A 21,182-nucleotide genomic window follows, 5' to 3' on the forward strand; every position below is an offset into this window, starting at 1 on the left:
GACTAACCCAATAAATTATGAAAACAGCATTAATTACAGGAACAAGTAAAGGCATCGGCCTTGAAACCGCATTGGCTTTCGGACGCGCAGGATATAAAGTATTTGCAACCATGCGAAATCCAGCAAAGGCTGACGATTTTAGACAACGAATAAATTCCGAATCCTTGGACATCCAAATTTCAGAAATGGATGTGGATTCTGATACATCAGTTAAAAAATGTATCGATGCCATAACTCAAAACCATGGGCAGGTTGATAAGCTAGTCAACAATGCAGGCATCGAACGCCATGGCTCAGTGGAAGAAATGCCGATAGAAAATTTTTGAGGCGGTTATGAATACCAATTATCTTGGAGTATTGCGTTGCACCAAAGCGCTATTGCCTCAAATGCGACAAAATAAAAAAGGATGTATCATCAATGTAGCCTCTGTTTCTGGCCACATTGCCAACAGCCCTTTGGGAGCTTATGCTGCAAGTAAATTTGCGCTTGAAGCTATTAGTGAAGCTTTGGCGCAAGAAATAAAATCTTTTGATATTAAAGTAGCCATTGTAGAACCAGGTATTATCAACACTGATATGGCAACTGATATTTCGGTAGATAAAATCTCTTTGTATCCGCATTCCAAAAGAATTGCAGGTATGTTTTCGGCATCGCTAAAAAATCCAACACCACCAACCTTATTGGCAGACAAGGTTTTAGAAGTTGCAGAAAGCAATAGCTGGAAATTAAGGCATCCCATTGGACCAGACGCAGAACCCTTCATCGCATGGCGCGCTACCATGACAGATGAAGCATGGGTGGATCGGAATGCCGTTGATGATGATGAATGGTATGAAGCCGTTCAAAGCACATTTGGATTGGATGCCAGATAACTATTTATAAAAATAATTTCTCAAAAAAGGTTTTTATTATGGATTTCACACCCATCAATGCACAATTTCTCAACCGTCAAAATTTTTCAAAATGAAATCTAAAAATCAAGATGCTTTTCATTAAAAAGGGATCATCATAACCATTAACCAACTATCAAAACCAACCAAAAATGAGAACAACGCAAACCTCATTAACCCCATTAAAAGCACTCGACCGTATTCAATCTTTAGATGTAATGAGAGGTATCGTGCTTTTTGGAATTTTATTGATGAACATCAATGGTATGGCATTGGCACATGCTTATGAAGACCCAACAATATCTGGAGGAGCTAAAGGATGGGATCTCTATACTTGGGTCACCACCAATATGCTTTTCGAAGGAACGATGAGGGCTTTATTCTCACTATTATTTGGAGCAGGAATGTTTATTTTTTTAGACCGTCTAGAAAAGAAAGGTGCTGGCATCAAGGCTGCTGATATTTACTTTAGACGTTTACTATGGTTGCTTCTTTTTGGACTCATACATGCCTATCTCCTATTATGGTATGGAGAGATTTTATTTAGCTATGCGCTTATGGGGTTTTTAGTGTATTCGTTTCGAAATATGGCGCCTAAAAAGTTAATCTTCATTGCACTCATTTTATTTTCAATTGGCACCGTTTGGAATTATGCCGATTATAAATCTGATGTTAAAATGATCGAAAACCTTGAATTGGTAGAACAATTCAAATCGGAAGGCAAAGCACTTACCGATGAATTAGAAGAAGCTACAGAGCAATGGGAAGACCTACAAAAAGAGCGCTCGCCTGAAGCCATTGCGGAATACAATTCAAACATGCAAAAAAATTATTTTGGCGTGGTGGCCTTTTTAGCACCTCAAAATTTTAATTTTCATAAGTATTATTTATTCCGTTACGATGTTTGGGATATTTTGAGCATGATGCTCTTGGGTATTGCGTTTTTAAAATTTAAGCTACTTTCTGCAGTAAAATCCTATCGTTTTTATGGCATTATGATGGGTGTGGGTTATGGCGTTGGATTAAGTGTTAATTATTATGAAGTTCAAATGATCATCGAGAACAACTTCTCGTTATTGAGTTTTTCAAAATCCAATATTACCTATGAATTAGGTCGCGTTGCTGTTGCCATGGGACATATAGGCGCCATCATGTTGCTCTGCAAATTACCTGTTTTATCGCTGTTGAAAAATGCCCTTGGTGCGGTGGGTAAAATGGCGCTGACCAATTATGTAATGCACTCAGTCATTGCTATGTTCCTATTTACAGGAGCTGGATTTGGCCTGTTTGGGGAGTTTCAGCGTCATGAACTATTGTACATCGTGTTTACAATCTGGATTTTTCAGCTCATTGCAAGTCCTATTTGGCTCAAGTATCACTATTTCGGTCCATTGGAGTGGCTATGGCGCAATTTGAGCTATCAAAAAAGACATGCTTTGAGAAAGAAACATTCAGAATACCAAAGCCTAAAATAGCACATAGAAACATATGAAAGCCACCCTCTTAAATGCCGAAATTGTAAAATGAAAAAATTTCCAAATGCAATCGTCATCATTCTATCTGTGATACTATTCGCCTGGATACTTACATTTATTATTCCACAAGGCAGTTATGAAAGGACATTAAACGAAACAACCGAGCTAACAAGTGTAGTGCCTGACTCCTACCAACAAGAGGAATTACCACATCTTTCTGTCTTTGATTTACTGCTTGCCATACCTAAGGGAATCGTAGGGCGTGCAGATTTAGTTGTTTTAATACTTCTCCTCGGAGGCTGCTTTTATCTCATTGAGAAGACAGGTGCACTTCAACAAGGGCTAAATCAGCTTATTGTAATATTAGCTGGTAAAGAGTCCCTTGCATTAGTCATTATTTCATTACTATTTATAACGGGTGGCTTTACAATTGGCTTACAAGAAGAAATCATAGCCATGACTCCTATATTGCTTCTGTTTGGACGTAGTATAGGGTACAATGCTAACACTATTGTTTCGTCAAGCCTTGGATCTGCTATCGTGGGCTCTTCTTTTAGTCCTTTTAATCCATTTGGTGTGGTGATTGCACAAAAAGAAGCAGGTTTAGAGCTTCTTTCTGGATATGAATTTAGGCTGATTGTTTTAGCCATTGCTTCCCTTGTTTGGATTTTTTATATACTTCAATATAGCCGAAAAAATCGCATTGAAAAGTCAGTACAAAAGATAGTAACTGAAAAGTTAAGCTTTAGAAATAAACTAATTCTGATGCTTCTTGCCATTACATTTTCAATTGTCACTTACGGTTTGATTTCACTTAATTGGGGTTATAATGAAATGTCTGCCTGCTTCTTTGTTTTAGCATTGACTTGTGGCTGTATTGCAGGCTTTAGCCTTAACAAAACCACTGAAATTTATATTGGCGGTTTTAAAGAAATGGTTTTTGCAGCATTAATTATAGGATTGGCAAATGGCGTATCTGTAATTTTAAAAGAGGGGATGATCATTGACACAATCGTATATGGGCTTTTCGGTCCTTTGCAGCATCTTCCGCCAGCACTATCTGCAGTGCTAATGATGGTATCTCACTCCATATTACATTTCCCAATGCCAAGCACCTCTGGCCATGCTATTTTAACCATGCCTATTCTAAGTCCATTGTCAGACTTAATAGGACTATCAAGACAAATTTGTGTACTGGCTTATCAATATGGTGCTATTATGATGGATTTAATTGTACCCACCAACGGAGCTACCATGGCCGTCATCGCCCTAGCTGGCACCAATTATAAAAACTGGTTAAAATTCATCGTGAAGCCAGTTTTAATAATGATGGGCATTGGGGCACTTGCGATTTTAATCGCCGTACAAATTGGCTATAGTTAAAAGCAGATGAATAATGATGATCTACATAATTCTTCTTTTAAAGAAAAGGAGGATAAAGTCGAAAATGGTCTGGATTACTACCCTGAAACACTTTTTATCGCTTGTGGCACTGAGTTTAGCGCTATGGCTTTGGCCCAAAAAGATGACAGAAAAGCAGCTTAGACCGAAGCTAAAAACAGCATTGAGGACCATATCGCCACATCTATTTTCTGGCCGACGATCTTCTGAAAGGCAGAGAAACTGGAACCCCTAAAAATGGAACAGAGCGAAGCTTCTAACATTTTGACTTTCAAAACATAATGCTGCCTCAAACGCCAAGACCACATGAAGATGTGATTGACAGTTACTGCTTTAAAACCTAATTTAGCTTGTGTTGTAGTTCAACAGTTTTAGGCTTCGTTTTAAAAGTGAGCAAAAGCTTATGAAACCATAAATGACATTATTTCTAATAAAAAGGATTTAGAGCCAACAAGAAAATAAACTCGTGAACTATCTAAAAAATTTAAAACCAAAAACATGATGAAAAAAACAATTCTTTTCGCTCTCGTTGCACTTATTAGTTCAACCGCGTTCGCACAATGGAACTACCCAACAACAAAAAAGGTAGAAGTAATTGACACGTACTTTGGTGTAGATTACAAAGACAATTATCGTTGGCTAGAGGATTTAAATAATCCCGAAGTAGAAACATGGTTTAAACAGCAAGCCGAATTATCTGATGCCACCATGAGCAACATTTCTGGAAGGGATGAACTCATTGCCGAATGGCGAAAACTGGATGCATTGCAATCAGAAACGTTTAGCGACCTAAAAAAAATAGGCGAACGCATCTTCTTTAAAAAACGAATGCCTGGCGACAAAGTAGGTAAAATCTATTACCGTGAAACAATGAACAGCCCAGATATATTGCTTTTTGACCCATTGAGTTTCAAAGAAGGTAAAACCTTGTCCGTCGAAAGTTTTATACCCAGTTATGATGGCAAAAAACTATTGATAGGCTATTCGGAAAACGGGGCAGAAATTTCTATCCTTCAGGTTTTGGATATCGATTCCAACACCTTTTTGCCAGATCTTATTCCTTCCGCTTCCGGTGCCATGGGTTGGTCTTTTGACGATAGTGCCTTCATGTATATGTGGATAAAATCTACTGATAACAAAGATCCAGAGGGGAGATTAAACCCTAAAACAAAATTGCACAAATTAGGAACAAACTACAAAACCGACATCGATTTTTTCAGTAATGAAGCCTATCCAGATTTGGATATTCCTTCCAAAGCCTATCCCTATATATCACTTTCGAAAAATGCAAAAGACTATGTGTTTGCAGGACAGGGAACGGTTGCCAAAGAATTAATACTGTATTATGCACCAATAGATCAATTTAATTCAGAAAATATAGAGTGGAAAACCTTATGTAAAGCAACGGATCAATTGATAAACGGTACACCAGACCTAGGAGGTTCACTAGCAATTTTTGGGACAAACGTGTATGCCATTACCTATAAGGATGCCCCAAAATACAAGCTGATTGCAACCGATTTGAAAAACCCGGATTGGGCAAATGCCGAAACCGTTGTTGCCGAAAAAGATATGAGTTTAACAGGATATACCCGTAGTAAAGATTATCTCTTACTCAATTATAGTGATGGGATCAATTCACATCTTTTTAAATTTAATCCCAAAACAAAGACAAATACAAAGATCACCTTACCCTTTATGGGAATTGCCAAGGCAAAATGTATAGATACCAAAACGAACGACTTTATCATAGACCTTACCTCTTGGAACAAACCGCTGACCGAATTTTCATTCGATGCCGATACTGAAAAATTTACGGCAAGTCCGTGGAATACACCTGTAACCTACCCTGCCGAATACAATGATTTGATTGTAGAAGAAGTAGAAGTAAAAGGCCACGACGGCGTGATGATTCCCTTATCGATTATCTATAAAAAAGGGACAAAAAAAGACGGTTCTAATGTTTGTTTTATGAGAAGTTACGGCGCTTATGGATATAGTATGACACCATCTTTTAGCTCCTTTGCTAATGCATTAGTCACAAAAGGCGTGGTATATGCAGTTCCACACGTACGTGGTGGAGGCGAAAAGGGCGAAGCATGGTATAAAGCAGGTTATAAAACTACCAAACCTAATACGTGGAAAGATTTTATTAGCTGTGCAGAATATCTTATTGAACAAGGCTTTACCCAATCGTCCAAATTATCTGGTATGGGCACAAGTGCTAGAGGAATCTTAATTTCGAGAGCCATTACAGAAAGACCCGATTTGTTTGCAGCAGCCATTAATAATGTAGGAACTTCCAATAAAATGCGAGGCGAATTTTCAGCAAATGGCCCAGCAAATGTTCCAGAATTTGGAACCGTTACAGACCCCATCGAAGTAAAAGCACTCTACGAAATGGACGGCATGCAACACGTAAAAGATGGGGTGAACTATCCCGCAGTAATCAATATAGCCGGTTGGACAGACTCGCGTGTTGTGGCATGGCAACCCGGCAAATTTGCAGCAGCCCTTCAAAATGCAACAGCATCCAGCAAACCCGTTTTAATGAAAGTAAATTATGATAACGGCCACTTTACCGAAGACAGAGAAGTAACCTGGGCAAATTTTGCAGACCAGTTTGCCTTTGTGATGTGGCAGACAGGGCATCCAGATTTTCAGGTGAAAAAGTAAAGATTGCTCATAATTATAATATTGTTTTTGACTGTTCGAGCCTGCTTTACCAGCAGGCAGGAGCAGTCAATAATAATAAAATCGAGCAAGTTTTGTTTCGACTTTTGTTTATCCTGTATTAGCGCACATATAAATAAAAACTTCAAACTAATGAAGACCATCAATTTAATAATCTATTTCACATTTTTAATCCTGCTTATGGGTTGTGAAAAATCATCAAACAAGCGGACCATTGTCATTGAAAAAGGCAAAGTAGGAATGATTGGATTTGGGTCGTTAATGTCTCTTAACAGAACTGAAGAAGTATTCAAACACTCCTACACAGACTCCATTTATTTAGTTCATCTGGAAGGTTTTCAAAGAAGCTGGGATTTTGTTGCTTCTAATGATGACAAAGGCTACACAACAGAAGAATTGAAAAATGATGGCTATTACATTCGAGACAATGACACGTTGCCTTTTGACAAATCTATTTACTTAAACATTACAGCACAAAAAGGGGGCGCTATGAATTGTGTTCTGTATATGGTAACAGAGGAAGAAATTAAAGATATTGATCTTTATGAATTTGGATACGAACGGATAGATGTAAGCGAAAAGATTACCGAATATAATTTTAAGGGAGGAAAAGTTTACGCCTATAAAGCCACGCCTGAATATGTATATGATTCGGAAAAAACCAAAGGTGTAACTATAATTCCCCAAGATTATGTGGATTTAGTAACCAAGGCTTGCGATAGTATTGGATTCGATTTTAGAAAAGAATATGATGCGACAACAAGTCCTTTGAATTTGGAATTAACTGCACCAGTTATCTGGAAAAAGGTACGATAATATAAAGGCTAACATCTTAAAATAGTAGTGGATAAAAACGAGAATGATTTAAAATCCCAAAGCGTCGCGGGCTTTCGGGTTTTCTATTTACCAAATGGGTTATTTAAACACTATTTCTAGTCTAATTTAATCAAGTTGGCATTAATTGGGCCAGCTCGTGGACAAAGACTCGTAAACCGACAAAAGCAAAAAATAAATCAATAATTAATTATCATAAAATGAAGACACACAACTATTCAATCCTAACATTAATCGCTGTTCTATTCCTTTGTTTGGGTTGTCAGTCAAATAGCGAATTAGAGAACGCAGACTACAATCGAAAGCTTATACTTCAATACCATGAGGTTTGGAACACTGGACAAGTAGAAAAATTAAATGAAATATTAGCTCCTGACTTTGTATGTCATTATTTAACTGATCAGGAGTGGAAAGGCATTGCCGGATCCAAAACTGAAATCGTTAATTGGAGAGCGCTATTTCCCGACTGGCATGAAGAAGTAGTCGATATTATTATTGAAAAAGACAAAGTGGTAACACGCTATAATTCCACAGGAACACATTCGGGAACTTATGAAGGAATTGATTCGACTGGGACTAAAGTGATGATTGCTGAAATATCCATTTACCGAATTAAGGACGGCAAACTTGCTGAACAATGGTGCCTTATGGACGATTCAGCTTTAAAAAATCAACTCATAAAATCTCTAAAACCTATTTAGACAAGGATTTGACCCACTGACAATTGGGGGCTCTTGAAATATAAAATTCAAAAAAAGAAGTTATGAAAAAAGCAATCATTCTACTCCTTTTAATTCAGTTTTCTAATGTTGTCATTGGGCAAGAAAAGAAAGAGTTCTCTCTTTCCTTTAATCACATGGCATTGTCAGTTAAAGACGTAAATGTATCAGCTGAATTTTACACAAACGTTTTGAATTTGGAAATAATTCCATTACCACCAGAAGCTAAAAACGTAAAATGGATTTCATTAGGAGATGGAAAAGAATTACACCTATTATCAATTTTCAAAGAGGAGATTAAAACAGATAAGGCTATACATCTTGCCTTATCCACTGCGAATTTTGATGCATTTGTTCAGAAACTCACAACAATGAATATTGAATTCTCTGATTTTCCTGGAAACCTCAATAAAATTAACCTAAGACCCGATGGAATCGAACAAGTGTTCTTTCAAGACCCAGATGGCTATTGGATAGAAGTGAATAGCATTAATAACTAAATTTATTACACTATGATAAAAATACTTTTTTCAGTGATGTATATTATCCTTTTTTAGCGTTTGATAGACCAAAAAAAGACCAACTTCATATCTCTCGTAGTATCAATTTTTTTCTATTTACGAGAAAATAGATTCAAAATAGATGATGGTAACAATCTCAATACAATAAGATGATAAAAATTTTTAGAAAAATAAGATATAACCTAATGGAAACAGGCAAAACAACCAAATACTTCAAATACGCCATTGGTGAAATTGTCCTAGTGGTGATTGGTATTTTAATCGCACTTCAAATAAACAATTGGAATGAAAACCGAAAAGCTACTATTGAAGAAACCGCTATTCTAGAAAGTCTTTACGAAAATTTAATATTAGCCAATCAACAATCAGAAGTACTAATTACAGATGAGAAGACTCTAAAACAATTACTCATTCGTGTACTAAGAGTTGAAACTAAACCTGTCGAAATAGAAAAACATACAATTTCAGATTCAATTTTTAAAAGTGCAGTTTGGGATTTGCAAAGTGACTTACCTATTATTAACACTTACGTAAACCTAAAAAACAGTAATAAAATAAGCCTAATTAAGAGTAAAACTATTAATGAAAAATTCACCGATTTAGACTTTCACTTCAATAAACTAAATGATGCACTTGAAGATAGATTGAGTGTACATCAAATTAGAATAGACGACATTTTAGAAAAAGATGTCAATTTCATTCTTTTGATTAAATCTAACGTTCAGGAAATTAGTACTGTAAATGAATCACCAAATAACTATGAGGAGATCCTAAAGGATAAAAGAATAAGAAACCTACTAGGAATGAAACTGGACTTTACCCAAGATGTTATTGATCGTCGTGTAGCTCTAGATAAAGAAATGGAGTATTTAACAAGCCTGATTGTAATAGAATTGAATAACAGGTAACAATAGCAAAAGCAAAATACCACATAAAACCACTCGTAAAAATTTGAATATGAAGACAAAATTAGTTTTAGGCAGTTGGCTGGCTATCGTCATCTGTTTATCCGCACACAGTCAAACCCTTGATCAGAAATATGCCAAAGATGTAACATCGATAACTGCAATCGTTGATGCGTATTACGATGTGATTTCAGGCGCAAGTACAGATCATTGGCAATTTGAAAAAGATAGGTATTTACATTCTGCTACTGCGCTCATAACACGCTTAGACGACAATGGAAAAGCAGATGTGCACACTTTAGAAGCAGAATACGTCCCATTATTATTGCTGCCTAAAGAAGATTTTTACGAAACGGAACTTAAACGAAAAGTAAGTCAATATGGTAATATGGCGCAAGTATGGAGTGCTTATGAAGTAAGAACCAACCCAGAAATCGCTTCAAATAGTAGAGGTTTGAATAGCATTCAACTTCATTTTGAAAACGGAAGATGGTTCATAGACAGTTGGACGACGCAAATGGAAACGAAGAGCAATACTATAGTCGCGGATTTCTTGAAAACCGAGTAAAGTTTTAAATCAATAAAAACTGTGCTCAATTAAAAATTGTGTGTGTAAATTAAAGGAGACTGTTATGATTAAATTCTTTAGGAAAATTCTCCAAAACCTTCTCAACGAAGGAAAAACCAACAAACCTGCCTCGCCGGCAGGCACGCCCACCCATTTAGCACTACTGCTGATGAGAATCTTTCGAAGGCTGTACCCACAACAAACCGTACTCTAGATGTTAACCATTTTGTGTATTTAGGCTTGTAAAAAATAGATTCCCATTTTCATGGGAATTTAAGTATGCCATTGAAAAAATAGATTTAGCCACATAAAAACGTCTTTTTAGGGACGAGCTATTGGTAAACTTATACTAACGGAGAAGCTCGTGCCTTAAGGTACGATATATCATATCACGTACCTAAAGGCACGTTTTTTAACCTCAGCATTTTGAATTTACCAAGATGAAGTCCCTAGCGGGACAAAACAACAAACTAAAAAGATTCCCATTTTCATGGGAATTTGTGTGGCACATAAAAAACGTCTTGTTATGGACGGGCTATTGGTAAAACTTATACTAACGGAGAAGCTCGTGCCTTAAGGTAGGATATATCACGTACCTAAAGGCACTTTTTTTAACCTCAGCATTTTGAATTTACCAAGATGAAGTTCCTAGCGTAAAAAAACAACAGACGAATCGAAGAAGCGCTACTACACTAAAAAACATACCCTATCCTAAAGTCAAAAAAGTCTGCTACGTGCAGGTGTGCTTTTAAGTTAAACCCTGCAAAAACGTGTTTTGTAAAATGATAGCTAAGTCCGTAGCGTTGGTATACTGCATCTGTAGAGCGATTCTGTTTAAAATAATAAACCCCTAATTGTTGACTAAAAGTAACACTGCCTAACCAAAACTCATGACCTCCTAAAAACGCCCCTTGACCGAAGGCCGCATTGCTGCCCTCTAAGGTAAAGCGCTCTTTTCTGGAGTAATCAAAAATCCACTCGGTTCCTGCTGTCAAAGCGCTCCTGCCACCTACCCATCTTGCATAGTTACCAAGAAATCCTAATACATAGAATTTATCTTTATCTCCCACATTGGCATTGCTCCAGCCAGAAAAATGCACCAACGACCATCGTGTTTTATCGTCTGGAGGCTCCCGCTGTCCATTTTTGGCAAGGGAGGGAAACTCAATGGGCTCAAGACTGGTGTTTAATCCTATATTTAAACTTGGAAAATTCAATCCTTTATTGGGGGTTCTTACCCCTCCGTTGGAGGTGTGATTGTACTTAGCTGCTAGTCTTAGATTGAGCTTGTCTGTGAGTCTGTAATTTACACCTACGCCTAGTACAATCATAAAATTAAACAAGGTACTGTAGGACTCGTTTAGAGGATTGCTGATGTCATCATACTGCTGGGTTAAAAAAGCACCACCTAGGCCCATTCTTACAAATAAATTGATTCGCTTTTGAGTTAAGAAGTAAGGTTCTACATAGGCTAAAGGAGCAATACCTACACCCAGCACTTCAGGGTTATCCCAGTCCCAATACGCAAGGCTAACTCCTACTCTGGGAAAGCAATTGCAAAAGTTCCAAGATTCTTGCGTAATTAAGTGTTTACTCCAATCCAATCTTATGGCAAAGGGATAGGCATCATCAATTTGTCTAAGCGATTCTGTATGTTTTAATAAATTACCATAATCAAAACTTATCCCCAAAACCGTAGGTCTACTTTCGGTGAAAATGCCATCATTTTGAGCTTTAGTAGCAAAGCTTATAAAATTGAACACAATTAAAAACAGCATTAATTTTTTCATACTAAGATTGAAGTATTAGTAAATAGTCAATTCAGAAAAAAGTTACCAAATCACTTTTTTTCGTTTTTCGCGATAGTAGTCTTTAGGCCTATTAGTTTAAGTATAAATATATAAACTAAAATTCATTAGATTAAGGACAAGTCGTGAGATATCTATATGGAAAATTAATAAAAATTATTCTAAAAACTTAAGAGTGGACAGGTCCCTTAAAATCTTAATGCGAGATTAAAAAAATAGCCATCGAGATCTTTTTAACTACTTATAGTTGAGTTGTGTTATTTCTTGGTTGAGTATTTGAGATTTTAAAAATCACTTATAGCTTATACGATTAATTGACAACTCCGTAAACCTCATGTGAGTAGTCACTTGGAAATAAACAGAAAAGCCCCTAGTCATTCGCCTTAAAATGCTTCTCTCGTTTTAGGTCTGTTAACCTTCGATAAATGATGTTTTTGAAAGCTGAGGTTTCATCATTATCAAACTGAGTCTCGTAGCGTTTATAGTAAGCTAATTTTTTATTGGTATCTGTATAGAGTCGATCTGCGGCCAATGCCATTTCTACATAAGCTCTTTCAAACTTAGGGGATTCTTCTATCACCAGCTCTAGCAAGTGGATGCCTTCTTTCAATTTGTCTTGTTTGATCTTAGCTAATGCCAAAGTAAAACGCTCCTGGTCCAAGCTGGTGTCCTTTAACCCAATGGAGATTTGGGCATGGCTTTCTGCAGATTCAAAATCCTTAACCATGGAATATACTTTTGCTAATTGATGGTGGTATTTAAAATTCTTTGGCTCTATCCTAAGTAACCGCTTGTAGTATACAATCGACTTTTGAAGTTGAGACGTATTGGCATAAGCAATAGCCATTTTCTCGACTACAAATTTTGGAGGTGTGGTGAGTTGTTCGAGATTCTCAAAAGCTTCTAAGGCTAAATTCAATTTTCGTTGTTGGTAGTAGATTTGTCCTTGTAAACCGATTATCTTTTGATTGGAAGGGTTGAAAGTAAGAGCAGTTTCGCAAGTTTCTTCTGCTTTTTTAAAACTGCGAATCTTGAAATAATATGTTGCCAAAGCATAGGCAGCAGCTTGATGACTAGGGTCTTGCTGTAAAGCCTTCAAATAAAATATATCCACAGACTTAGAGCCCAGCTCTGCTTTGGTGAGGCCTAGTTGGTAAGAGAACTCGGGATTGCTAGGATAGCGCTCGTGGAGTTGTGTTAATAGACTATCTGCAGGCTTAAATCGATTATTATCTTTTAAAAGCTTGGCATATACAAATTGATATCTGGGGTTATCCTCTTCTGTGAATAAGGCCTCTCGATAGGCGTCCAAAGCTTTCTTATAAAACCTTTTGGCGTGAAGACTTCTAGCTCTTAGGATTTTAGACTCAAAATGAGTAGGGGGTGAGTTTTCATAATTCTCAAGGACTTTAGAATACTCCCCGACAGCAAACAAACTATCTAGATCCTGACCAAAAGATTCTTGTACACCTCCAAAAAGGTGTACAAGAATAAGCAGGATGAAGCTTGTCTTAATCTTCATTACTAACCTTAAAAGTAATAGGTAAAGAGTAGATAACACCTACTTTCTCACCACCCTGTTCACCAGGTTTCATAGTGGGTAATTTATTGATGACTCGTTCCCCTTCAGCTTCGAGTATTGGATGCGGTGCGCGCGCAGTTACATTCACTATTTTGCCATTTTTATCAATTTTAAACTGGACATAAACTCTAGTGATACCTTTTAGGTCCAATTCTACCGCTAGATTAGTGTTGAAGTTCCCATTAACAAATTGACTTATCTCGTTACTCATGCATTCTTTACGTTCCTTGTTGGTCTCTAAGCCTTCACAACCTGGGAAGACGGGAACATTTTCAATAACTGCGAAGGGCACATCTCCTATGCTATTACCCTTTTCAATTTCTGTAACCGTAGTTGTAGGGTTGTTTTTTTGTTTTAGGTAATCCTCATAGGTTTGAGATTTTACCTTTTCAAGTAATTCAGAATCTGTAGCGCCTACTTTACTATTTTCATTAGCCATTTCTGTTGAAACGTAAATCATAAGTGCATTTATTCTATAAAAATCTTCTTTAGATTTAATTTCTCTGTAATTACTAAACTTAAATTTATCTGGCATATCATTAGACCACATCCCATACTCAGCCACAGCTTCCTTAAGCTCTTTCATGTACTGTGCTTTAAGTTGTTTTGCTTCAGCTTCTTCGGTCATCTGCTGGATCTCATCCTTACTTTCCTCTTTACAGGCCGTGTACGTGAGCATTAAAGCAACGAGTGGTAAAATCAGAAGATATTTTAATTTACTTCTGGAAGTGGAGTTCTTTTTTTGTAACATCATAAGTCTTAGTTTTAATTGTGAATGATTAAAAAACGAGTTGGAAAACTCAAAATTTTGTGTATCAAAAGCTTGGTTAAGTAAGCTTTGGGCATACTCTTTCTTGCTTAAGTGCTTAGCAGCAACCGCATCCGCTTGAAGCTCATGCACCAGCAATAGCTCTCTTTTCAATACATGGTGGGCTGGACTCAGCCATAACAAGGCACGCAATATTTCAGAAAATAACAGATCAGCTCCATGATTGGCTTTGGCATGCTCCAGCTCATGGACTATAATTTTATCTCGCTGGTCTTCAGCAATTTGGTCTCCAATAAAAATGGAATTCCAAAAGGTAAAAGCATTGTTGGAGGATGACAGGCTGTAACATTTTATGTTCTCTTTATAAGAGTCAAAAGTCGCTGTCGCTATAACTTGCTTAAGTTTCCAATACCCTATACTGAATTTGACGCAGAATACGCTAAAGCCTATAAGATATACAAGCTTCAAAATCGCGTCTAGACTCCAAGATAACGTCTGGGGAGTAGAGGTTTGTCCTGAAGTCGTTAAGTTCACTTCCTCACCCATCAGAAAATAATTTTGTAATTGAGATGTGTTTTGTTCCGCAGCATTAGCACTCCCCAAATCGAAGGCCAAAAAGCCCAAGTCTAGCAGAGGAAGCATAAAAGAAAGCAAAGCAGTTCCTAGCAAATACAAGCGGTTGTAGGAATAGAAGGTTTCTTTTTTGAAAACCAGATAGAGTCCCAAAAAACAACTTTGAAAAAGGATAACATCCAAGATATAGAGTCCCATTAGTCTTCGGTTTTATCGATGTCTTTAAGAATGCTTTCCAGATCTTTGGCGCTCATATTTTTCTCTTTTACAAAAAAGGAAACCATGTTTTTAAACGATCCTTCAAAGTAGGAGTTTACCATCTTTTTCATGCTGGCTTTCTGGTAAGTAGATTTGTCAACAATAGCGAAATATTTAAAACCCCGGCCTGCTTTTTCATGACCTACAAATCCCTTGTCTTCCAATATTCTTATAATAGTCGATACTGTGTTATAAGCTGGTTTAGGCTCTGGTATATCAACGATAAGCTCGGCAACGCGAGCATTTTCTCTTTGCCATAAGAGGTGCATAATGTCTTCTTCGGCTCTAGTAAGTGGTCTCATAAGTTCTAATTTTTGACTAATGTAAACTAATATTGTAGTTAAACTACCATGTTAGTTGTTAAAGTTTGTTTTTAGATGGTTTTGAAAAACCTTAGGTTTACTTAAATTTTTGAACTTATGGCCACAATTTTCCAAGTAGACGCGTTTACAGATCAGCTCTTTAAGGGAAACCCTGCGGGGGTTATGCTTCTAGAAAACGGATTTTTGGAAGAAGATCTCATGCAAAACATCGTTAAGGAAATGAATGTGTCTGAAGTTGCTTTCGTGGTTCCTAGAGAAAAAGAGTTCGATATTCGATTTTTCACTCCTAAAGCAGAAGTGCCTCTTTGTGGACATGCAACCTTATCTGCAGCTCATATTCTTTTTGAAACTGGACACGTATCTACCACAGAAACGATTCGCTTCAACGCGATGAAGGATGTGTTGGAGATTAAATCAATAGGAGGTAAGCTTCAGATGAAGTTTCCAGAGTATGAGCTAAGACCAATTTCCATTCTAACAACTGACCAAAATCTATTGGATATAAATGTGGAGGAGGCTTTCGAGGTGACCAACGATTGGAAGCTGTTGGTGCTATCCTCGGAGGAAGAGCTTCAAAATTTTGTTCCTCAAGCCAAGCAACTTCAGGATTTAGGTCTTGGTCAAAGCATATTTACAGCAGTATCCAAAACCCCAGAGAGGGACCTAGTTTGCAGGTGTTTTGTGCCCGATTTAGGTATTCTGGAAGATCCCGTTACAGGTTCTGCTCACTGTGCTCTTGGAGTATATTGGTCCAAAAAGCTGAACACATCCACTTTGAAATCTGAACAAATTTCTGAGCGAAAAGGACAATTGCAACTCGAGATGAAGCAGGGCAGTGTCTTTATTTTAGGAGAGGCTAAAACCGTTTTTAAAGCTGAATTTTACTTGTAGAATTTTTGAATTCATTAAATTCGTATAGTTAATAAAACATCGAGATGAGCATAGAAACACGAAAAATAGAATTTGTCCAAGAGTTTTTGAAACTTCAAAGTGAAAAGTCAATTTCAAAATTTGAAAAAACAGTAAAGACAGAAAACAAACATTCAGCTAATAGAAAAGTTGAATCAATATCAGCTAATGAATTAAATGTTCGCATTGATAAATCATTGAAAGATTCAAAAAATGGAAGGTTGACTGAAGTAAACGACCTGTTAACAGAGATTGATAAATGGAGTTGAAAATATTTTGGACCGATTATGCTAAAGCTGAACTCAAAGAAAACTTCAAATACCTAAGAGAAAAATCAGGGTTAAGTGTTGCAAAAAATGAAATCAAAAAAATAGTTTCGCAAACGTTAAGGTTAAAAAAAACAAGCAGAAATTGGACAAATTGAGCCAATGTTGAAAGAAAGGAATATAGAGTTTCGCTACTTATTACATCAGACTTATAAAATAATCTATTGGATAAATATCGAGAAAAATCAAATTGAAATAATGGATGTTTTCGATACTCATCAACACCCTGAAAAGATAAAAAGAATTAAATAAAGCTAAAACCGTTTTTAAAGCTGACCTTTACTTGTAAATCGATCTCCAATATATTTTTTTAAAGCTTCGTTCTACAACTCTGTAGACTAAACGCTCCAAAAAGTCGTCGTGCCTCATTAAGTCTTGAATTTCCTTTTCGTGAATATCTATTCTATACAACAGATGAATAAAACTTGATGTTTTCTGATGCATCAGTTCAGAAAAGATGGGCTGTAGCCCGTTCCATAGTTCTTCCGGAGTAATGTTGGTTTGCAGCTCTATATCACTAAGTCCTACTAAGGCGAGGTCTTTATTGATTTGTTGTATCAGCTGCTCCCAAACCTCGGCGTACTTGTCTACCTGGTCGATAACCTCATTAAGTTGTGAAGGGCAATTCATTTACATCTTTCGGTTCATCAAGTTAGTGCCAAATTGGATCAGGAAGTCTTTTCCTTTCTCAGACACTTCTATATCTTTTAAGCTTTCAAAAGCCATTTCAGTGTATTCTTTTATTTTGGCTGTTGTTGCTTTTTCTGCTCCAGAATCTTCAAAGATTTGCTTGGCAGTTTCTATTTTACTAGATGGGTTTTCTGGCGAAATAGTGTAGAGATGTTTCAATTGCTCTGCGCTGCTCTGGTCTGCCAATTCCAAAGCTTTCAGGTATAAGTAGGTTTTCTTGTTTTCTATAATGTCTCCGCCTATTTGTTTTCCAAAGACGGCCTGTTCTCCAAACGTGTCTAAATAGTCATCTTGAATTTGGAAGGCAATACCTAAAAGTCTCCCGAACTCATAAATTTTACTCTGCACACTTTGGGAAACATCGCTTACAATGGCGCCCATTTTTAGAGCAGCTCCCACCAAAACAGCGGTTTTATACTCAATCATTTTAAGGTACTCCTCGATAGTAACGTCGTCTCTTTCTTCAAAATCGACATCATACTGCTGTCCCTCACACACCTCAATAGCTGTTTTCGTGAAGAGTTCTGCTAGAGGCTTGAAGTGTTCTGCCGGATAATTTTCAAACAACTGGTAGGCATTGATGAGCATGGCATCTCCAGAGAGAATTCCTGTATTGATGTCCCATTTTTCATGGACGGTTTGTTGTCCTCTTCGCAGAGGGGCGTCGTCCATAATATCGTCATGTACCAAAGAAAAATTATGGAAAATTTCAATGGCTAGCGCTGCATCCATTGCTTTTTCTCGGCCTCCGCCAAAAATATCGGCACTCATTAAGACCAACACAGGTCTCAGTCGTTTTCCACCGAGTCCAAGAATATACTCTATAGGTTCATATAGATTTCTAGGTTCTTTTTTTGGAACTTGAGCCTCCATATATTCTAAAAAAGACAACTTATAAGCTTCTAAATCCAACATCAATTTTTTTGTGCTAAAATAAATCTTTTGAAGTTTCTAACTTGTTTTTTATAAAATTGTTTGCTGTGGCGCTTCGATTTTGTTTAAGCCTAAAGGCTTATCGCCTAAGTATTGATAATATTATTCCAAATGAACCGATTTTTAGATAGAAATTGTAATTTTGTAGTACACATTACTAGATGTAATACCAATATGGACAAATATTCCTTTTTAAATGCGATGTCTCCATCGCTACTAGCAGATCTTTATAATCAATATTTACAAAATCCTGACGCTACAGAGCCAAGCATGAGAGCCTTTTTTCAAGGTTTCGACTTTGGCCTAGAGTCTGGAGAATCTCTTGGAGAATCCTCTAATGGAACGACAACTGTCACCCTAAAAGATTCTGGAACCAAAGAAACCGAAAAGGTTGAGGTGTCAGGAAATGTGCAGAAAGAATTCCAAGTCATCAACCTTATTGACGGTTATCGTCACCGGGGACATTTATTTACTAAAACAAACCCTGTAAGGGAGCGTCGTAAATATTCACCAAAACTAGACATCGAAAACTTTGGTTTATCCCAGTCAGATCTGGATATAGACTTTGAAGCTGGAGAAGTCATAGGGATTGGTAAAACCTCTTTGAGAAAAATCATTGAGTTTTTGGAGAACGTATTTTGTGATTCTATTGGTGTAGAATACGCCTATATCCGTAATCCAAAAGAAATAAAATGGATTCAAGACAAAATTTATCACAATCAAAATAAGACTGATTTTTCTGAAACTCAGAAGAAAAATATTTTAAGAAAACTAAATGAAGCCGTCACTTTTGAAACCTTCTTACATAAAAGTTACGTTGGGCAAAAAAGATTTTCGCTAGAAGGGAATGAATCTTTGATTCCTGCTTTGGATACCTTAATAGAAGCTGCAGCAAATGTAGGGGTGAAAGAGTTCGTGATGGGAATGGCCCACCGTGGCCGTTTAAACACCTTGGTGAATATTTTTGGTAAAAGTGCAAAAACGATTTTCAATGAGTTTGAAGGTAAAGATTATGATGTTGATGGTTTCGATGGAGATGTCAAGTACCATTTAGGATGGACTTGTAAACGCCAAAGCGATTCTGGTAAAGAAATTAATCTCAACATGGCTCCCAACCCGTCTCACTTAGAGACCGTTGGTTCTATTGTACAAGGTATAGCGAGAGCGAAGCAAGACGACCATCATTTGGGAGAAGAACAGGATGTTTTACCTATCGTAGTTCATGGAGATGCAGCTATCGCAGCACAAGGTATTGCCTATGAAATAGTGCAAATGGCACAGCTAGACGGTTATAAAACAGGAGGAACTATCCATATTGTAGTGAATAACCAAATTGGGTTTACCACCAATTATACAGACGGAAGATCTTCAACTTACTGTACCGATGTCGCTAAAGTGACTTTGTCTCCAGTGCTCCACGTGAATGCAGACGATGCAGAGGCTGTTGTCCATGCGATGAATTTTGCTCTACAATTTAGAATGGAATTTGGTAGAGATGTCTTTATCGATTTGTTGGGGTATAGAAAATATGGACATAACGAAGGGGATGAGCCAAGATTTACTCAGCCCAAATTATATAAGGCCATTTCTGAGCATAAAAATCCTAGAGATATTTATGCAGACAAATTGGTAGAACAAGGAATCATAAACAAAGATTACTTGGACCAATTAGAGGAAAGTGTAAAGTCTAAGCTTAACGAAGAATACGAAGACTCTAAGAAAGAGGATAAAGTAATGATGACCAAAATTCTCCAAGAAGAATGGGAGGGTTATGAACCTGCAGATAAGAATGAGATGCTCAAGCCTGTGGACACCACCTTCGACTTGAAAGAACTTTCAAAATTAGCGGAAGCCATCACGACCTTGCCAGAGGATAAAAATTTCATGAAGAAGATAAAGAAGCTCATGAAAACCCGTCACACTATGTATTTTGAAAAAAATGAGCTCGACTGGGCAATGGGTGAGCTTCTAGCCTATGCAACATTATTGAAAGAGGGGCATGATGTGAGAATATCTGGACAAGATGTAGAGCGTGGAACCTTTTCCCACAGACATGCGGTTATCATAACTGAAAATAGCGAAGAAGAGTATGTCCCTCATAATCATTTGGGTGGAGAACAATCTAAATTTTATATTTACAATTCTCTTCTTTCAGAATATGCTGTGGTAGGGTTTGATTATGGTTATGCTATGGCAAGTCCATCGTCGCTAACCATCTGGGAGGCACAATTTGGTGATTTTAGTAATGGAGCTCAAATCATTATCGATCAATACATCTCTTCGGCAGAGGATAAATGGAAAACGCAAAACGGTTTAGTCATGCTGTTACCTCATGGTTATGAGGGGCAAGGATCAGAACATTCTTCAGCAAGAATGGAAAGATACCTTCAGTTGTGTGCCAAAGACAATATGTTTGTCGCCAACTGTACCAGTCCAGCAAATTATTTCCACTTGTTAAGACGTCAGCAAAAAACAAACTATAGAAAGCCACTCATTGTATTTACGCCCAAAAGTTTATTGAGGCACGCAGAGGTTATATCTTCAAAAGAAGAATTGGCCGAGGGAAGTTTCCAAACCGTAATAGATGATGCTAAGGCTAAGGTAAAAGACACCAAGACTCTTGTGTTTTGTTCTGGTAAATTTTACTTCGATCTTAAAAAGAGACGAGAAGAAGAAAAAAGAAACGATGTGGCTTTAGTGAGAGTAGAACAGCTCTTTCCATTGCCTAAAGAAGAGATGAATAAGGTCATCAAGAAGTATAAGAATGCCAAAGATGTGGTTTGGGCACAAGAAGAACCAAGAAATATGGGAGCTTACACGCATCTTCTGTTGCAATACGATAAAACGAAAGACTTTAGAGTCTGTAGTAGACGTTTTTACGGTTCTCCTGCGGCAGGAAGTCAAACAAGATTCAAGAGAAGACACGAAGAAGTTATCGATTATGTATTCGATGATTCAAAAGACAATTGTTTAAACGACTACAAATAATAAAAACCAAGTTAC

20 protein-coding genes are annotated in these 21,182 nt (G+C 37.1%); 14 read left to right on the forward strand and 6 right to left on the reverse strand.

Annotated elements, in window-relative coordinates; translation table 11 throughout:
- The first annotated feature begins 17 nt into the window (after positions 1 to 17).
- From PGOND44_RS16005 to PGOND44_RS08975, 11 genes are all read left to right on the forward strand, one after another.
- Positions 18 to 326: an SDR family NAD(P)-dependent oxidoreductase gene (locus tag PGOND44_RS16005; protein WP_262500719.1), complete on the forward strand. Its 309-nt coding sequence runs from the start codon at positions 18 to 20 to the stop codon at positions 324 to 326.
- A gap of 7 nt (positions 327 to 333) precedes the next feature.
- Positions 334 to 873 (forward strand): SDR family NAD(P)-dependent oxidoreductase, encoded by a 540-nt coding sequence (locus tag PGOND44_RS16010; RefSeq protein WP_262500720.1) that lies wholly within the window; start codon positions 334 to 336, stop codon positions 871 to 873.
- Positions 874 to 1,043: 170 nt separating this feature from the next.
- Complete coding sequence (locus PGOND44_RS08940) at positions 1,044 to 2,366, forward strand: DUF418 domain-containing protein (RefSeq protein ID WP_003440401.1); 1,323 nt, start codon at positions 1,044 to 1,046, stop codon at positions 2,364 to 2,366.
- A 48-nt stretch (positions 2,367 to 2,414) separates the two neighbouring features.
- A complete protein-coding gene (locus PGOND44_RS08945; protein ID WP_003440405.1) occupies positions 2,415 to 3,749 on the forward strand; it encodes a YfcC family protein in 1,335 nt (444 codons plus the stop codon).
- Positions 3,750 to 3,755: 6 nt separating this feature from the next.
- Entirely contained in the window at positions 3,756 to 3,911 is a 156-nt protein-coding gene (locus PGOND44_RS15560) for a hypothetical protein (protein WP_155943820.1), read from the forward strand.
- 354 nt (positions 3,912 to 4,265) lie between these two features.
- On the forward strand, positions 4,266 to 6,443 hold the full coding sequence (locus tag PGOND44_RS08950; protein ID WP_236611979.1) for a prolyl oligopeptidase family serine peptidase: 2,178 nt from the start codon (positions 4,266 to 4,268) through the stop codon (positions 6,441 to 6,443).
- Positions 6,444 to 6,593: 150 nt separating this feature from the next.
- Entirely contained in the window at positions 6,594 to 7,277 is a 684-nt protein-coding gene (locus PGOND44_RS08955) for a hypothetical protein (RefSeq protein WP_003440411.1), read from the forward strand.
- A gap of 218 nt (positions 7,278 to 7,495) precedes the next feature.
- The gene (locus PGOND44_RS08960; protein ID WP_003440413.1) at positions 7,496 to 7,996 is read left to right on the forward strand and encodes an ester cyclase; all 501 of its coding nucleotides are present in this window, start codon (positions 7,496 to 7,498) and stop codon (positions 7,994 to 7,996) included.
- 62 nt (positions 7,997 to 8,058) lie between these two features.
- Complete coding sequence (locus PGOND44_RS08965; RefSeq protein ID WP_003440416.1) at positions 8,059 to 8,514, forward strand: VOC family protein; 456 nt, start codon at positions 8,059 to 8,061, stop codon at positions 8,512 to 8,514.
- Between the two features lie 206 nt (positions 8,515 to 8,720).
- Positions 8,721 to 9,443, forward strand: coding sequence for a DUF6090 family protein (locus tag PGOND44_RS15005; protein ID WP_003440418.1), 723 nt, complete (start codon positions 8,721 to 8,723; stop codon positions 9,441 to 9,443).
- Between the two features lie 49 nt (positions 9,444 to 9,492).
- Complete coding sequence (locus PGOND44_RS08975; RefSeq protein WP_003440419.1) at positions 9,493 to 10,008, forward strand: hypothetical protein; 516 nt, start codon at positions 9,493 to 9,495, stop codon at positions 10,006 to 10,008.
- Positions 10,009 to 10,700: 692 nt separating this feature from the next.
- Here PGOND44_RS08975 and PGOND44_RS08980 read toward each other — a convergent pair.
- From PGOND44_RS08980 to PGOND44_RS08995, 4 genes are all read right to left on the reverse strand, one after another.
- Entirely contained in the window at positions 10,701 to 11,798 is a 1,098-nt protein-coding gene (locus tag PGOND44_RS08980; protein ID WP_155943821.1) for an acyloxyacyl hydrolase, read from the reverse strand.
- 388 nt (positions 11,799 to 12,186) lie between these two features.
- A complete protein-coding gene (locus tag PGOND44_RS08985; RefSeq protein ID WP_003440421.1) occupies positions 12,187 to 13,338 on the reverse strand; it encodes a tetratricopeptide repeat protein in 1,152 nt (383 codons plus the stop codon).
- The gene (locus tag PGOND44_RS08990) at positions 13,328 to 14,938 is read right to left on the reverse strand and encodes a M56 family metallopeptidase (protein ID WP_003440434.1); all 1,611 of its coding nucleotides are present in this window, start codon (positions 14,936 to 14,938) and stop codon (positions 13,328 to 13,330) included. The genes PGOND44_RS08985 and PGOND44_RS08990 overlap by 11 nt, the downstream gene beginning before the upstream one ends.
- The gene (locus tag PGOND44_RS08995; RefSeq protein WP_003440438.1) at positions 14,938 to 15,300 is read right to left on the reverse strand and encodes a BlaI/MecI/CopY family transcriptional regulator; all 363 of its coding nucleotides are present in this window, start codon (positions 15,298 to 15,300) and stop codon (positions 14,938 to 14,940) included. Before PGOND44_RS08995 ends, PGOND44_RS08990 begins: the two co-directional genes overlap by 1 nt.
- Positions 15,301 to 15,417: 117 nt before the next feature.
- Here PGOND44_RS08995 and PGOND44_RS09000 point away from each other — a divergent pair, with 117 nt between their 5' ends.
- Both PGOND44_RS09000 and PGOND44_RS09005 read left to right on the forward strand, forming a co-directional pair.
- Positions 15,418 to 16,212, forward strand: a complete 795-nt coding sequence (locus PGOND44_RS09000) for a PhzF family phenazine biosynthesis protein (RefSeq protein WP_003440441.1) — start codon at positions 15,418 to 15,420, stop codon at positions 16,210 to 16,212.
- 44 nt (positions 16,213 to 16,256) lie between these two features.
- The gene (locus tag PGOND44_RS09005; RefSeq protein ID WP_040555970.1) at positions 16,257 to 16,499 is read left to right on the forward strand and encodes a hypothetical protein; all 243 of its coding nucleotides are present in this window, start codon (positions 16,257 to 16,259) and stop codon (positions 16,497 to 16,499) included.
- Between the two features lie 336 nt (positions 16,500 to 16,835).
- Here the strand turns inward: PGOND44_RS09005 and PGOND44_RS09015 are convergent, their stop codons facing one another.
- Positions 16,836 to 17,186, reverse strand: a complete 351-nt coding sequence (locus tag PGOND44_RS09015) for a hypothetical protein (RefSeq protein WP_003440445.1) — start codon at positions 17,184 to 17,186, stop codon at positions 16,836 to 16,838.
- Positions 17,187 to 18,161 (reverse strand): polyprenyl synthetase family protein, encoded by a 975-nt coding sequence (locus tag PGOND44_RS09020; RefSeq protein ID WP_003440448.1) that lies wholly within the window; start codon positions 18,159 to 18,161, stop codon positions 17,187 to 17,189.
- A 192-nt stretch (positions 18,162 to 18,353) separates the two neighbouring features.
- Here PGOND44_RS09020 and PGOND44_RS09025 point away from each other — a divergent pair, with 192 nt between their 5' ends.
- Positions 18,354 to 21,167, forward strand: coding sequence for a 2-oxoglutarate dehydrogenase E1 component (locus PGOND44_RS09025; RefSeq protein WP_003440451.1), 2,814 nt, complete (start codon positions 18,354 to 18,356; stop codon positions 21,165 to 21,167).
- Positions 21,168 to 21,182: the final 15 nt, after the last annotated feature.

Source organism: Psychroflexus gondwanensis ACAM 44 (assembly GCF_000355905.1).
Taxonomy (GTDB): Bacteria; Bacteroidota; Bacteroidia; order Flavobacteriales; family Flavobacteriaceae; genus Psychroflexus; species Psychroflexus gondwanensis.